Origin of the sequence: Ensifer sesbaniae (assembly GCF_013283665.1) — a bacterium.
In the GTDB taxonomy this organism is placed as follows: domain Bacteria; phylum Pseudomonadota; class Alphaproteobacteria; order Rhizobiales; family Rhizobiaceae; genus Ensifer; species Ensifer sesbaniae.
The window spans coordinates 1,336,840-1,350,241 of record NZ_JABEKU010000001.1; the positions used below are offsets into that span (position 1 = coordinate 1,336,840).

Here is a 13,402-nt window from a genome sequence, read left to right on the forward strand (position 1 = left end):
GGCGGGTTCCGGCGCTTCCTGCTGAGCGGCAGGTGCCGCCTGTGGCTAAACGCGCACGCTTGCTTCTTGCCGGGCAGGCCCACGCGGAAAATGAGGGGAATTGCCGGAAAACGACAAAAAAATCTTGCATTGGCCGTTGAGTGACACTAGTCAGGCGCTAACGGAGAGGTGGCCGAGTGGTCGAAGGCGCTCCCCTGCTAAGGGAGTATACCGGAAACGGTATCGAGGGTTCGAATCCCTTCTTCTCCGCCATCCCTTTCTTGTCCGGCCCGGAGACATAGGTAACAGAACGTACCTAAGACATGGGTGACAATCTCGTGCCGGACGGATTGTCGATGGTTTGCGATACCTTGCTTCCGTAAAGACAGTAATGATGGCTCCCGCCAACTTGGGATGGCGCAGCGAACCGAGTGCGGGAACCGATCCGTCGGCGCATCCCAAGATCCGCAAATTGTTTGGCGCAACGCCACCGGGCTTTCCGGCAAGTCGGTCAGACCGTCGACTCTCTCCCCTCTCTCGTGCGCGCATCAACTCTTTTCGAGATCTCTGTCGGTTTGTTCGCCCATTGACGTCTTCTTTCCTGCGGTCGGCGGCCGCGATTCTCGCTGGGTCAGAATCAAGGATGCGTTTCGTTTGCGAATCTCGGCATTGATTCTGATGATTCTTTCGGTCTCGAACCGTCCGTCCCGTTCTCGTTTCCTGGAGAGATTGCTGTTTTAGCCGTTCGCCGCCGAGGTGGAGTCGGCATTTGTGGCCGCGCTTTCCCCCATTTTGGGCAGCTTTCTGCCTCTTTCTGAAACAGGCCGGGCGTGCGCGCCTTATGCTAAACCCCTGCCAGCAAAGGGTTTTCTTAATGGTTTGTTAATTTTCTCAAGGGGTCTGCGGCGATTTTGTGTCGTTTCAGCAACAGGGTTCGGCGAAGGGCGATGCAAAGCACGTGATCTCGCTAGTTGGACGTTGCGCCGATGATCCGGTCTTGTATTTTCAACTCCGGAAGCAAGGGCGGTTGATCGTCCGACTTCTTGAACGTTGGGGATGGGGCAGGGAAAGCTGTCCTTCAGCAAAATACCCAGACCCGTTTGAAACTTTTGACTGGAGGTCAGAAATGAACATCAAGAGCCTTCTTCTCGGCTCCGCTGCTGCTCTCGCAGCAGTCTCCGGCGCACAGGCAGCCGACGCAATCGTCGCAGCCGAGCCGGAGCCCATGGAATACGTTCGCGTTTGCGACGCTTTCGGCACCGGCTACTTCTACATCCCGGGCACCGAAACCTGCCTCAAGATCGGCGGCTTCATCCGTTTCCAGACCTCGTTTGGTCGTGATGCTGCTGACAGCCGTTACCGCGAAGGTTTTGATCCGATCACCGGCACCGACGCTTCCACGTCGGACTGGGATGCCTTCTCGCGCGCTTACATCTCGTTCGATGCCAAGAGCGACACCGAGTACGGCACGCTCACCGGCTTCTTCGCTGCTGAATTCAACGCCGACAACGACACCGACGAGGGCGACAGCTTCATCGACGTCGATGAAGCCTACATCCAGCTCGGCGGCCTCAAGGCTGGTTTCTTCTACAACTGGTGGGATAAGGGCCTGAACGGCGAAACCGACTCGCTCGGCAACGTCACCGAGTTCAACTCGGTCGCCTACCTCTATGACGGCGGTTCGTTCCAGGCTGGTCTTTCGATCGACGAACTCGAAGGCGCTACGACGAAGGCTAACGGCATCGGCGTTTCTGGTATCGTTTCGGCCTCGGTCGGCGGCGTTTCCTTCGACCTGCTCGGCGGTTACGACTCTGAACTCGAAGAAGGCGCGATCCGCGGCTTGCTATCGGCTGACCTCGGTCCGGGTGTCTTCCAGCTCGCTGGTATCTGGGCTTCGAACCCGAACGCTTACTGGGCTGCTTCCGAGTGGACCGTTGCAGCTTCGTACCGCTGGAACGCCACCGAAAAGCTCGCTATCACCCCCGGCGTTCAGTACTTCGACAACCTGCAGACCTCGCTGGTTGACTTCGGCAACGACGACGCATGGCGCGCTGGTGTAACGGTTGACTACAAGATCACCGAAGGTCTGGCGACCCGCGTTTCGGTTCAGTACGAAGATGCTGACGACGCTGACGACCAGGTATTCGGCTTCGTCCGCCTGCAGCGCGACTTCTAAGATCGCCTGACTTTGGTCAGAAGAGAGAAGCCCGGCTTTCGAGCCGGGCTTTTTCGTTGTCTCGAAGCGTCGCAATGGGGTGGTCGTCTCAGTCAATCCTCGGCGGATCTCCAACGGATGCACGCCAATGTCATGAAATTCGATCGTCAGCGCGTGCTGGGGCGCCGCTTAGGTCGAGCGCGGTTTGGCGCTGCCACAAATGCCGTCGAGAAAGGCGGAAACCGCTTCTCGAGGGCCGTCGAGATGCAGCAATGGCGCATGCCCCTGGCCTAGCGCGGTGAATTCTACCATTCCCGGATGCCGGTTACGCATTTCCCTGATCGTTGCTTGCGAGAGGAGCCGTGAGTGCTCACCCCTGATAACCATGAGCGGGACCTCTGCCATGGCATCGAACTGGGGCCAGAGATCGGGTAACGGCGTTTCAGCCGTCAGGCCCAGCAATTGCTGTCCGATTGCCGAGTCAAAATCGGCGACAGGCACGCCGCCTTCATCCCGATAGATCGCCCTTGCCATCTGCTGCCAATCGGAATCGCGAAGGATCGGGAAATCGTCCCCATGCAGGGCCTTCAGATAGTCGGGCGCTGCCGTCCAACTTACCGGTCCGGTTGCCCTGTTGAGATAGTCCCGGATGGCCATCAATCCCCCAATTTCGACCACCGGTCCGATGTCGTTGAGAATAGCGCCTTCGATCAAGCCGGGCGCGTCACCGATCAAGCGGTGCAGGATCAGTCCCCCGCGGGACGTGCCGATGAATATGGCTTTATCGATAGCAAAATGGGCGCAGGCGGCGATGACGTCGGAGATTTCGATTGCAATCGCATAATGGCTCTTGTCGCCGTCTCGCTCCGAGTTGCCGCGGCCCCGATAGTCGAGGGAGACCACGGGATGTCCGCCCCCGGGCGAGGATGCGACAAAGGTGGCGAGTTCGTGAAAATCGCGGCTGTTGCGCGTAAGCCCCGGCAGGCAGACGACTGGTATCGCCTTTGACGGCCGAGGCTCGGGACCGTAGGTCCGTGCGTAGAGTTGCAAGCCGCCGGTCCCGCAGAAGCGGTGTTCGCGAAACGCGCCTTGATCCATCCTCAGTCTCCTTCAAAACCGGTCGGATCGTAGCCGTTGAAGGGGAAAGGGCAAGCGGTGATGTCGGAGAGCATTCTGGCGAGCGCCACAGGGCGTGCGGTCGCCAATCACACCTCGGGGAGCTACCGCGGCGATTCATCGTGATACTTCGGCAAGGAAACCATCGCTCTCACAGGACCGATGGCTGGTCATTAGGCATCATGCCTTGTCAGTAGGGCGAATAGCACTGACGCCTTGGGCCGCCATAGGGCTGATAGGTATTGTCCCAGGCTCGATAGGACCGATAGCGTGCGTAGCACCAGCGCGTATGGGCGCTGCCACCGTTATAATATCTCGGCTGACTCAACAAACCGCCGACGATCGCACCCGCGGCGAGACCACCGAAAAATGCGCCGAAATCATTATCGTGGTGGCGATAGTATCGGCGATAACGGTCGCGATAATAGCCGTCCCGATAGTATCCGTGTCGATCCCAATCACGATAATAGCCGCGCCGGCCGCCGCGTTCGCAATAGGGGAACGGGCAACTGGGGCGATTCTTGCGCGCCTCGCCGCGCTCGTATGGGAACTGCACCTTCTGGACGTCGGTCGACTGAGAGGCAACCTGCGGAGCGGTGGGGAAGGCTTCGGCTGGCGGGACACTGCTCATCGCCGTCGCCAACGACAGGGCAATCATTGTCAATGTCTTCATCGCGCTCACCATTTTCCTTCAGGAAAGATCGGACCTTCAGGAAGGAAATGGCTGAAATCGTCGTTTGTGCCGGCAGCGTCTATCACAATTGCTTGATCGCGGCATCTGAACTCAAACTATTGCCGCCCCATTCTCAGATCTTCGACGATGTCGGCCGTCTGGCCGAGCCTCGACTTGTAGACCTGATAATTTTCCATGACCCGCTGCACATAGTTCCGCGTCTCCTGGAAGGGGATGCGCTCGATCCAGTCGACGACTTCGTCGATCGGCTTGCCGCGCGGATCACCGTAGCGGCCGAGCCATTCCGGAACCCGGCGCGGACCGGCGTTGTAGGCAATGAAGGTCAGAATGTAGGAGCCGGCGAAGCTGCTGATCTGTTCCCCGAGATAGTGGGCGCCAAGCGTGGCGTTGTAGCCGGCGTCGCTGGTCAGCTTATCCTGCGAATAGGCAAGGCCATAGCGGCTGGCGACGCTCTTGGCGGTTCCCGGCATCAGTTGCAGCAGGCCGCGGGCATTGGCCGTCGAGATGGCTGCAGGGTTGAAGGCGCTTTCCTGTCGCGCGATGGCATAGGCCAGCGCCTTGCCGGAGCCGTCGATATTGGCGGTCGAAGGGATCACGCCGACCGGGAAGGCGAGGGCGGCGACATCGATGCCACGTCCGAATGCAATCTTGCCGATCTGGAGCGAAAGCTGATGGTTGCGGGCCTTCTCTGCCCGCGCCGAAAGCAGCGCGAGTTCGCCGGGACTGCTCAGTTCCTCGGCAAGCGCACGGTAGATACTGTCGGCGCGCCAGGCGTGGCCGGCGCCTTCAAGCCGGGTGATTGCACGCACCGCTTCACGATTTTCAAATCTTGTTTGATCATCTGCCGTCGGAGCGGGGTAGGTGACGTTCAGGGTCTTGCGGCCAAGTCGGGCGGCGGCCAGTTGCCCATAGAATGTTCCGGGGTAGCGTGCCGCATTGGCGAAGCACTCGCTGGCATTGCCCGGTCCGCCCGCCTCGGCCGATCGGCCCAGCCAGTACCAGGCGCGCGAAGCGGAAAGCGGGCGGTTGGAGACCTCGAGGATACGGCGAAAATGGCGAGCGGCGGTCGCCGGATCTTCCATGCCGCGAAGCGCATACCAGCCCGCATGGAATTCGGCATCGACGACATCGGTCGCATCCGTTGCCAGATGACCGGCTGCGATCCGGTAGGCGCCCTTGAAGTCACCCGCGTCAAGCAGGCCCCGGCTGACCACGCGTTGTTCGACCCACCATTCGCCGGGGTTGATGAGCGCCCCTCTGTCCTTCGGCATACGGGCAAGCAACTTGGCTGCTTCCTCGTATTTCTTCTGTTTGCGCAGGAGCTCGATCTGAATGAAAAGATAGGCGGGATCCTTGCGCCAGGAAGGGTCGACCGCCGCGATCAGTGCCTCTGCCTTGTCACTGCCGCGGCTGACCGCTGCCCAGGCGCGATAGAGCGACTGCGCCTTGCCGAGGTCACCAAACCGTTCGGCTTGTTCGACACGGTTGCGATAGAGGAGCATGGCCATGCGTCGCTGGTGATCGGTGGGCGTCAACAGGCCGGAAAACTCCGCCAGGATCCGGGTCTCCATGTCCTTGTCGAGCGCGTCCCGTTGCCAAATTCCGCGCAACCATTTCGCCGCCGCATCCGTTTGTCCCCGGGCGACGAGCGCGCGAGCAAGGATGAGGGTTCCCTCGGTTGTCTCGGGCTGTGTGTTGCCAAAGGCGGCGAGGACGTCGGGTGCCGGCGGGTTTTCGCGATAGAGCGCCCGCTCCGAATTGGCGCGCAGGGATTTCAAGCCGGGCCAACCCTGTAGTTCGCGCTGGGCATCGGCAATCTCATAGGAAGGAATGCCGCGCTGGCCGGAAACTGCAATCGCCCAGGTCAGGATGTGACGGTCGAGCGCGTCGCGGCTCATGGCGTTGCGCACGGCAATCGCGGCCGCGGGCTGCCGGTTGGAGAGGGCGTCGAGTCCCGCCTTCAGATCGCTGTCGATCGGCGCAGCGATTGCCGGAATGGCATTGGTGGTCTCGTCGGCAGCAACTTGAGCAGCCTTGCCAGATTTGTCGGGTCTATGCGTCGGGACCGGTATTCGTCCCGGCGTTTCGGAACCAAGCGCTGGCGATATAAGCAGCGCAGCGCCGATGATGGTGGCGGCGGGCAGGAAAATTGATCCGCGCATCAAGAGGCTGTGTTCCCCGTGTCTCACATTCAACTGCCGCCGGATTGTCTGAGGCAAGACTAGCGGCCAATATTGATCATGGCAATCGTACCTTGTCGCCCAAGCCTGTGGCTGAGCGGGACCATTATGCGGGCCGAACGTCAAGCTTTTGCACGAAAACCGGCGTGAAATGCCGTGTCACGACGCTTGCCGCAGCCCCCTCACATGATTATGGTGCGGCAGTTTTTTAACCGTCGATTACGGCCAAAGCATGAGTGCATTTTGCACCTTTGTGCCGTCAGGAGTTGTGCATGTTCAAGGGTTCCATTCCCGCTCTCGTAACACCGTTCACCGCGACCGGCGCGGTGGATGTGGATGGTTTCGTCGCGCATGTGGAATGGCAGATAAAAGAAGGCAGCCATGGTCTCGTGCCGGTCGGCACCACCGGCGAGTCTCCGACCCTTTCCCATGACGAGCACAAGAAAGTCGTCGAACTCTGCATCGAGGCGGCCGCCAAGCGGGTGCCGGTGATTGCCGGCGCCGGCTCCAACAACACGACGGAAGCGATCGAGCTCGCCCAGCATGCCGAAAAGGCCGGTGCCGACGCGATCCTCGTTGTCACGCCCTATTACAACAAGCCGACGCAGAAGGGCCTCTTCGCGCATTATGCGGCGATCGCCGAGAGCGTGAAGCTGCCGATCATCATCTACAACATTCCCGGCCGTTCGGTCGTGGATATGAGCGTCGAGACGATGGCGGCGCTCAGCAAGGCCTATGCGAACATCATCGGCGTCAAGGATGCGACCGGCAAGATCGAGCGCGTATCCGAGCAGCGCATGGCCTGCGGCCCGGAGTTCGTGCAGCTTTCCGGTGAGGACGCGACTGCGCTCGGCTTCAACGCCCATGGTGGTGTCGGCTGCATCTCGGTCACGGCCAACGTGGCTCCACGCCTTTGCGCCGAGTTCCAGGAGGCAACGCTTGCCGGCGAATTCGCCAAGGCGCTCGCCTACCAGGATAAGCTGATGCCGCTGCACAAGGCGATCTTCATGGAGCCGGGTCTCTGCGGTGCGAAATATGCTCTGAACCGCCTTGGCCGGATGAGCCGCACCGTGCGCTCGCCGCTGTTGTCGACGCTGGAGCCGGCAACCGAGGCAGCGATCGACGCGGCACTGAGGCATGCAGGATTGATGAACTGATGGCGCCCAAAGGAAGCCAGCGCACGGTCAAAAAAGTCGTGGCGGAAAACCGAAAGGCCCGCTTCAACTACGAGATCGTCGACACCTATGAGGCCGGTCTGGTTCTGACCGGCACCGAGGTCAAGTCGTTGCGCGAGGGCAAGGCCAACATTGCTGAATCCTATGCGACGGACGAAGGCGGCGAGATCTGGCTGATCAACTCCTATCTGCCGGAGTATCTTCAGGCGAACCGCTTCAACCATGAAACGCGGCGGCGGCGGAAGCTGCTTCTGTCGAAGCGCGAGGTCAATCGTCTGCAGGGCGCGGTCAACCGGGAGGGCATGTCGTTGATCCCGCTGCGCATCTATTTCAACGAGCGCGGCCGGGCCAAGCTCGAGCTGGCGCTCGGCAAGGGCAAGAAGCTTCACGACAAGCGCGAGAGCTCGAAAGAGCGCGATTGGAACCGGCAGAAAAGCCGCCTGCTGAAGGATCGTGGCTAAGCGATCCGGTCCGCCTGGTCGCCACCGGTCATGCCCAACGAACAAGACCAGACCGAACGTTCTTGGCCGATAGAGTTCGAGGCTCGCGCGACACGCGCCGCCATTGCCTGCCCAAAGTGTTGCACCGCCCTTCGAGCTCTAGCTTGAAAGCGTTTCGCTGATTGTCGCCGTTTTAGATTTCGACGGGGTCGGCCACCGGTTCGGCCGTATGCCGCGGGGTACGTTCGGAAGGCTCGCGGCCGATCTCCGCCCGCAGCGTCGCGAGGTCGATGAAGTGGTCCGCCTGGCGCCGCAGGTCGTCGGCGATCATCGGCGGCTGGGTCGACATCGTCGAGACGACCGAGACCTTGCGGCCCTTGCGCTGCAGCGCTTCGACGAGCGTGGTGAAGTCGCCGTCACCGGAGAAGATGACAAGGTGATCGACGGTCTCGGACTGCTCCATTGCATCGATCGCGAGTTCGATGTCCATATTGCCTTTGATCTTCCGGCGACCGAGCGAGTCGGTGAATTCCTTGGCCGGCTTCGTCACGACCTTGTAACCGTTGTAGTCTAGCCAGTCGATCAGCGGGCGAATTGAAGAATATTCCTGATCTTCGATGAGCGCTGTGTAGTAGTAGGCGCGGAGCAGATAGCCGCGTTTTTGAAAGGCTTTCAGCAGCTTGCGATAGTCGATGTCGAAGCCGAGGCTCTTCGATGCCGCGTAGAGATTTGCGCCGTCGATAAAAAGTGCGATCTTTTCGCGGGGATCAAACATCGTCTTTCCTTTTCAATGCCGGCGCATCAAATGCCCGCTGCCGGCCGATACGCAAAATAAGTCGTTTACATTAATAATTGCTGATATTGCAAATAATGTAGGCTAGGCATTGCATTATTCCAGCAGGGCGCTCGCGAATATAGCTAGTTTTAGCAGTTGCTATAGATCGTCCACATCCCTGGAATGCCTTTTCTACCAGGCGTTTTGGCGTTGCGGCCTATAATGCAACCAAGTGTTTGCGAGTAAGGTTTTCCAGCCCATTTGGATCGCATTTTATCACGAAGTGTGACGTTACGTGAGCGTCACTTGAAGGAAAAACTTGAACTTGCCTTGTTTTGATTGTATCCGGGCGGCTAATTCCAGAAATCGGAGCCGACGAGGCCGTCGCTAGACGGCTGTTTCCGGTTTCGTGTCGTCAATCCGTGCAGCGGCCATGCCGCCGCGCTTCGAGCCCAAAAGGACAGGCAATGGCCCGCGTCACCGTCGAAGATTGCATCGACAAGGTCGATAACCGTTTCGAACTCGTTCTGCTTGCCAGCCACCGCGCGCGCCTGATCTCTCAGGGTGCCGCCATCACCATCGACCGCGACAACGACAAGAACCCTGTCGTTGCGCTGCGCGAGATCGCCGATGAAACGCTTTCTCCCGACGACCTCAAGGAAGATCTGATCCACTCGCTGCAGAAGCATGTTGAAGTGGACGAGCCCGAGCCCGATCCGGCTTCGCTGCTTCAGTCGGAATCGGAGACCACGTTCGCCGAGGTTGCCGAAGATGAGGATCAGCCGGAAGCGATCACGTTCGACCGCATGTCGGAAGAGGAACTGTTGGCCGGCATCGAAGGTCTCGTGCCGCCGGAAAAGAGCGACGACTACTGAGATCCTTCGCGGAACGCCCGTTCCCGCGTGTTTTCAAAGCAGTGCGCCACTCGTATGATTGGCGCACTTTTTTATTGATTTCTTCCAGAGCGGGATGAAGAAAGTGTCCGCGGTTTTCCGCCCGCATTCCGCTCTGGCGTGTGAGAAACGATCACGTTTATGATTTTAGGTCGATCCGACCTGAAATCACCCCGCTCTAGAGGACCGCCAGCGAATGATGCGCCAATACGAGCTCGTAGAGCGCGTGCAAAAATACAAGCCCGACGCCAATGAAGCCTTGCTGAACAAGGCCTACGTCTATGCGATGCAGAAGCATGGCCAGCAGAAGCGGGCAAGCGGCGATCCCTATATCTCTCATCCCTTGGAAGTGGCGGCCATCCTGACGGAAATGCGGCTCGACGAGTCGACGATCGCGGTCGCGCTGCTCCACGATACCATCGAAGACACGACCGCGACCCGCCAGGAGATCGACGATCTCTTTGGCGAAGACATCGGTGCGCTCGTCGAGGGGCTGACGAAGATCAAGAAGCTCGATCTCGTCACCAAGAAGGCCAAGCAGGCCGAGAACCTGCGCAAGCTGCTGCTGGCCATTTCGGATGACGTGCGCGTTTTGTTGGTGAAGCTTGCCGATCGGCTGCACAACATGCGCACGCTCGACCACATGTCGGCGGAAAAGCGGGCCCGCATCTCCGAGGAAACCATGGATATCTATGCGCCGCTCGCCGGCCGCATGGGTATGCAGGACATGCGCGAGGAACTCGAAAATCTCTCGTTCCGCCACATCAATCCAGAGGCTTTCGAGACGGTCACCCGGCGACTGGAGGAGCTTTCCCAGCGCAACGAAGGTCTGATCAAGAAAATCGAGGACGAACTGCGGGAACTCCTTCAGGCTGAGGGCCTGAAGGCTGCGCAGGTCAAGGGGCGCCAGAAGAAGCCCTATTCGGTGTTCCGCAAGATGCAGTCGAAGTCGCTGTCGTTCGAGCAGCTTTCCGACGTCTGGGGTTTCCGCATCATTGTCGATGACATCCCGTCCTGCTACCGGGCGCTCGGCATCGTCCACACCCGCTGGCGTGTCGTTCCAGGCCGGTTCAAGGACTATATCTCGACGCCCAAGCAGAACGACTACCAGTCGATCCACACGACGATCGTCGGTCCGTCGCGCCAGCGCATCGAGCTGCAGATCCGCACGCGGCGGATGAACGACATCGCCGAATACGGCATCGCGGCCCATTCGCTCTACAAGGACGGGGAGGGGAACTCGAACGATACCGCCCTGTCGCCGACCTCGAACGCCTATTCCTGGCTGCGGCGCACGATCGAATCCCTCGCGGAGGGTGATAATCCCGAAGAATTCCTCGAGCACACCAAGCTCGAACTGTTCCAGGATCAGGTATTCTGCTTCACCCCCAAGGGACAGCTCATCGCGCTGCCGCGCGGCGCGACGCCGATCGACTTCGCCTACGCCGTGCATACCAACATTGGCGATACCTGCGTCGGCGCCAAGATCAACGGCCGCATCATGCCGCTGGTCACCCGCCTCAACAATGGCGACGAGGTGGAGATCATCCGCTCGGGCATCCAGGTGCCGCCGCCAGCATGGGAAGAGATCGTCGTGACCGGCAAGGCGCGTTCGGCGATCCGCCGCGCGACGCGGGCCGCCATTCGCAAACAATATGCCGGGCTCGGCTATCGCATTCTCGAGCGCACCTTCGAGCGCGCCAACAAGACGTTTTCGCGAGAAGCGCTGAAGCCGGCGCTGCACCGTCTCGGTCAGAAGGAAGTCGAGGACGCGATCGCCGCCGTCGGTCGCGGCGAGCTTTCTTCTCTCGATGTCCTGCGCGCCGTGTTCCCGGACCATCAGGACGAGCGCGTGACGGTGAAGCCGAGCGCCGACGATGGCTGGTTCAACATGCGCAGCGCCGCCGGCATGGTGTTCAAGCTGCCGGGGCGCGGCAAGGATGCGAACGGCGCGGCCCAGGTCGAAGGGCCGGAAGCGCTTCCAATTCGAGGCCTTTCCGGCAATGCCGAAGTGCATTTCAGCCCCGCAGGTGCCATTCCCGGCGATCGCATCGTCGGCATCATGGAGAAGGACAAGGGCATCACCATCTATCCGATCCAGTCGCCCATCCTGCAGAAATTCGATGACGAACCGGAGCGCTGGATCGATGTGCGCTGGGATCTGGATGAGGCCAATAGCAGCCGCTTCATGGCGCGGATTGCGATCAGCGCCCTGAACGAGCCCGGAACGCTGGCTGAGGTGGCGCAGGCGATCGCGACCAGCGACGTCAATATCCGCTCACTGTCGATGGGCCGCGTGGCGGCGGACTTCAGCGAGCTGCAGTTCGACCTCGAGGTCTGGGATCTGCGTCAGCTCAACCACCTGATCGCGCAGCTCAAGGAACTGCCGAGCGTGTCGATGGTGAAACGCCTCTTCGAGTGAGTCGGTCGGTACGGCTGCCCGCAGCGCTGCCGTGCCCGCTGCTGGGCAGTTCTGCACATGGATGCCTCAATAACAGGCAGGAGATGCATGGCAAAACGGCAAGGCATGCTGCAGACGCATGGCTGCCGCCTTTTCCTGGAACTGGTGGGAAAGGGACCTCTAAACTATCTTCTGTCTCGGGAGGTAAACAAAGAGGTTTGCCATGTTCAATCAGTTGAAGAAGATCACCCGCGCACTGCGCGTCCCCACTCAGGAAGAGCGCGAGCTCGCCTATCTCAACAACTCGGTCGATCGTATCGATCTCGAATACCGTCAGCGTCAGATCGACCGCGGCCTGTTCCGCTACTACTAAGTCGATCGCGTCCCGTCTCGTGGGCGGGATGCTGAAGCTATGCGTTCGATGAATGGCTCGCCTGCGACACGTGCGCGGCGCGCCGGCGGGTTGCAAGCAACGGGCATGACGCCTATCTTGCGGCCAGCAAACAGGCGGACGCGCCGTCTTGTGCCGGGCCACGGCATCCAAGATGCGGTCATGACGGCAGAATGTTATTCAGACGTAGAAAACCGGTCACGATTTCCGAAAGGCTCCGCGCGCTCCTTTGGCCACGCAAGGGCTTTCGGCGTGGCCCGCGCTATATCGCCTTGCGTATCCTGCGGCTCGCTTCGACGCCGCATTCCGTCGCTGTCGGCGTGGCTGCTGGCGTGGCATCGTCATTCACGCCGTTCTTCGGCCTGCACGTCGTCATAGCCGTCGCCCTGGCCTTCGTCTTCTCGGGCAACCTGGTTGCCGCCGCGATCACCACCGCGCTCGCCAATCCGGTGACGATCCCGATGATCCTGACGGCGTCCTATGAGCTCGGTATCGCGCTTTTGGGCGTGGAAAGCGCCCATGCCGCCAGCAGTGCCGATGTCATGCGTATGGTCGAGCACCTCGACCTTTCCGCCCTTTGGGGACCGGTGGTCAAGCCGATGCTCATCGGCTCCCTGCCGCTGGCCGCTGCCGGCGCGCTGACTTCCTATATTGCGGCTTACCATGCGGCTCGCATTTTTCAGAAGCGACGCCCGGCACGCGCCAAAGACTTCGGACCCTTCTCATGATCATAGGCATAGGCAGCGACCTGATTGATATCAGGCGGATCGAAAATTCGCTTTCCCGTTTCGGCGAGCGTTTCGTGCAGCGCTGTTTCACCGATGTCGAGATCGCCAAGTCCGAAGGCCGGAAGAACAGGGCTGCGTCCTACGCCAAGCGTTTCGCGGCCAAGGAAGCCTGTTCGAAGGCGCTGGGCACGGGGCTGGCGCAGGGCGTCTTCTGGAAGGACATGGGCGTCATCAATTTGCCCGGCGGCAAGCCGACCATGAACCTCACTGGCGGTGCGGCGGAGCGTTTGGTGCAGATGCTGCCGCCCCATCACCGGGCGGCCATTCACGTGACGATCACCGACGATTTTCCTCTGGCGCAGGCCTTCGTGATTATCGAGGCGCTGCCCGTTGCCCCGGTTGAGGGAACGGTTTAGAGCATTCCGCTGGATAACCCGGTCCAGGGCGATTGAAGGGCAGGCAGTCTGCAGCATAT

At 60.3% G+C, this 13,402-nt stretch carries 12 protein-coding genes and 1 tRNA gene; 9 read left to right on the forward strand and 4 right to left on the reverse strand.

Going from position 1 to position 13,402, the window contains the following annotated elements; all coding sequences use genetic code 11:
- Positions 1-162 precede the first annotated feature (162 nt).
- Both BHMPCIPO_RS06455 and BHMPCIPO_RS06460 read left to right on the forward strand, forming a co-directional pair.
- A tRNA-Ser gene (locus tag BHMPCIPO_RS06455) sits at positions 163-252 on the forward strand.
- An 853-nt stretch (positions 253-1,105) separates the two neighbouring features.
- A complete protein-coding gene (locus tag BHMPCIPO_RS06460) occupies positions 1,106-2,155 on the forward strand; it encodes a porin (RefSeq protein ID WP_173515990.1) in 1,050 nt (349 codons plus the stop codon).
- Positions 2,156-2,323: 168 nt separating this feature from the next.
- Here BHMPCIPO_RS06460 and BHMPCIPO_RS06465 read toward each other — a convergent pair whose 3' ends face one another.
- The 3 genes from BHMPCIPO_RS06465 to BHMPCIPO_RS06475 all read right to left on the reverse strand — a co-directional run bounded on the left by BHMPCIPO_RS06465 (position 2,324) and on the right by BHMPCIPO_RS06475 (position 6,106).
- Complete coding sequence (locus tag BHMPCIPO_RS06465; protein ID WP_173515991.1) at positions 2,324-3,232, reverse strand: alpha/beta fold hydrolase; 909 nt, start codon at positions 3,230-3,232, stop codon at positions 2,324-2,326.
- A 208-nt stretch (positions 3,233-3,440) separates the two neighbouring features.
- Positions 3,441-3,923: a BA14K family protein gene (locus tag BHMPCIPO_RS06470; RefSeq protein WP_173515992.1), complete on the reverse strand. Its 483-nt coding sequence runs from the start codon at positions 3,921-3,923 to the stop codon at positions 3,441-3,443.
- A gap of 116 nt (positions 3,924-4,039) precedes the next feature.
- On the reverse strand, positions 4,040-6,106 hold the full coding sequence (locus tag BHMPCIPO_RS06475) for a lytic transglycosylase domain-containing protein (RefSeq protein ID WP_173515993.1): 2,067 nt from the start codon (positions 6,104-6,106) through the stop codon (positions 4,040-4,042).
- Positions 6,107-6,396: 290 nt separating this feature from the next.
- On the opposite strand from BHMPCIPO_RS06475, the gene dapA reads away from it, so the two are divergent.
- Positions 6,397-7,281 (forward strand): 4-hydroxy-tetrahydrodipicolinate synthase, encoded by an 885-nt coding sequence (gene dapA, locus BHMPCIPO_RS06480; protein WP_173515994.1) that lies wholly within the window; start codon positions 6,397-6,399, stop codon positions 7,279-7,281.
- Positions 7,281-7,760 carry an SsrA-binding protein SmpB gene (smpB, locus tag BHMPCIPO_RS06485; protein ID WP_173515995.1) on the forward strand — a complete coding sequence of 160 codons (480 nt, stop codon included), beginning with the start codon at positions 7,281-7,283 and terminating at the stop codon, positions 7,758-7,760. Before dapA ends, smpB begins: the two co-directional genes overlap by 1 nt.
- A 172-nt stretch (positions 7,761-7,932) precedes the next feature.
- Here the strand turns inward: smpB and BHMPCIPO_RS06490 are convergent, their stop codons facing one another.
- Positions 7,933-8,514 carry a LabA-like NYN domain-containing protein gene (locus BHMPCIPO_RS06490; protein ID WP_057252816.1) on the reverse strand — a complete coding sequence of 194 codons (582 nt, stop codon included), beginning with the start codon at positions 8,512-8,514 and terminating at the stop codon, positions 7,933-7,935.
- A 467-nt stretch (positions 8,515-8,981) separates the two neighbouring features.
- Here BHMPCIPO_RS06490 and rpoZ point away from each other — a divergent pair, with 467 nt between their 5' ends.
- The 5 genes from rpoZ (at position 8,982) to acpS (ending at position 13,343) form a co-directional block, all read left to right on the forward strand.
- Positions 8,982-9,389, forward strand: coding sequence for a DNA-directed RNA polymerase subunit omega (gene rpoZ, locus BHMPCIPO_RS06495; RefSeq protein ID WP_173515996.1), 408 nt, complete (start codon positions 8,982-8,984; stop codon positions 9,387-9,389).
- Between the two features lie 214 nt (positions 9,390-9,603).
- Positions 9,604-11,829, forward strand: coding sequence for a RelA/SpoT family protein (locus BHMPCIPO_RS06500; protein ID WP_173515997.1), 2,226 nt, complete (start codon positions 9,604-9,606; stop codon positions 11,827-11,829).
- Between the two features lie 202 nt (positions 11,830-12,031).
- On the forward strand, positions 12,032-12,181 hold the full coding sequence (locus tag BHMPCIPO_RS06505) for a DUF3563 family protein (protein WP_173515998.1): 150 nt from the start codon (positions 12,032-12,034) through the stop codon (positions 12,179-12,181).
- Positions 12,182-12,372: 191 nt separating this feature from the next.
- Entirely contained in the window at positions 12,373-12,927 is a 555-nt protein-coding gene (locus tag BHMPCIPO_RS06510) for a DUF2062 domain-containing protein (protein WP_173515999.1), read from the forward strand.
- Entirely contained in the window at positions 12,924-13,343 is a 420-nt protein-coding gene (gene acpS / locus BHMPCIPO_RS06515) for a holo-ACP synthase (RefSeq protein WP_173516000.1), read from the forward strand. The genes BHMPCIPO_RS06510 and acpS overlap by 4 nt, the downstream gene beginning before the upstream one ends.
- Positions 13,344-13,402: the final 59 nt, after the last annotated feature.

What these genes read in the sequence shown, in the direction of transcription:
- BHMPCIPO_RS06460 (WP_173515990.1), top strand. Translation starts at nt 1,106, where the DNA reads ATGAACATCAAGAGCCTTCTTCTCGGCTCCGCTGCTGCTCTCGCAGCA.
- BHMPCIPO_RS06465 (WP_173515991.1), bottom strand. Translation starts at nt 3,232, where the DNA reads ATGGATCAAGGCGCGTTTCGCGAACACCGCTTCTGCGGGACCGGCGGC.
- BHMPCIPO_RS06470 (WP_173515992.1), bottom strand. Translation starts at nt 3,923, where the DNA reads ATGAAGACATTGACAATGATTGCCCTGTCGTTGGCGACGGCGATGAGC.
- BHMPCIPO_RS06475 (WP_173515993.1), bottom strand. Translation starts at nt 6,106, where the DNA reads ATGCGCGGATCAATTTTCCTGCCCGCCGCCACCATCATCGGCGCTGCG.
- dapA (WP_173515994.1), top strand. Translation starts at nt 6,397, where the DNA reads ATGTTCAAGGGTTCCATTCCCGCTCTCGTAACACCGTTCACCGCGACC.
- smpB (WP_173515995.1), top strand. Translation starts at nt 7,281, where the DNA reads ATGGCGCCCAAAGGAAGCCAGCGCACGGTCAAAAAAGTCGTGGCGGAA.
- BHMPCIPO_RS06490 (WP_057252816.1), bottom strand. Translation starts at nt 8,514, where the DNA reads ATGTTTGATCCCCGCGAAAAGATCGCACTTTTTATCGACGGCGCAAAT.
- rpoZ (WP_173515996.1), top strand. Translation starts at nt 8,982, where the DNA reads ATGGCCCGCGTCACCGTCGAAGATTGCATCGACAAGGTCGATAACCGT.
- BHMPCIPO_RS06500 (WP_173515997.1), top strand. Translation starts at nt 9,604, where the DNA reads ATGATGCGCCAATACGAGCTCGTAGAGCGCGTGCAAAAATACAAGCCC.
- BHMPCIPO_RS06505 (WP_173515998.1), top strand. Translation starts at nt 12,032, where the DNA reads ATGTTCAATCAGTTGAAGAAGATCACCCGCGCACTGCGCGTCCCCACT.
- BHMPCIPO_RS06510 (WP_173515999.1), top strand. Translation starts at nt 12,373, where the DNA reads ATGTTATTCAGACGTAGAAAACCGGTCACGATTTCCGAAAGGCTCCGC.
- acpS (WP_173516000.1), top strand. Translation starts at nt 12,924, where the DNA reads ATGATCATAGGCATAGGCAGCGACCTGATTGATATCAGGCGGATCGAA.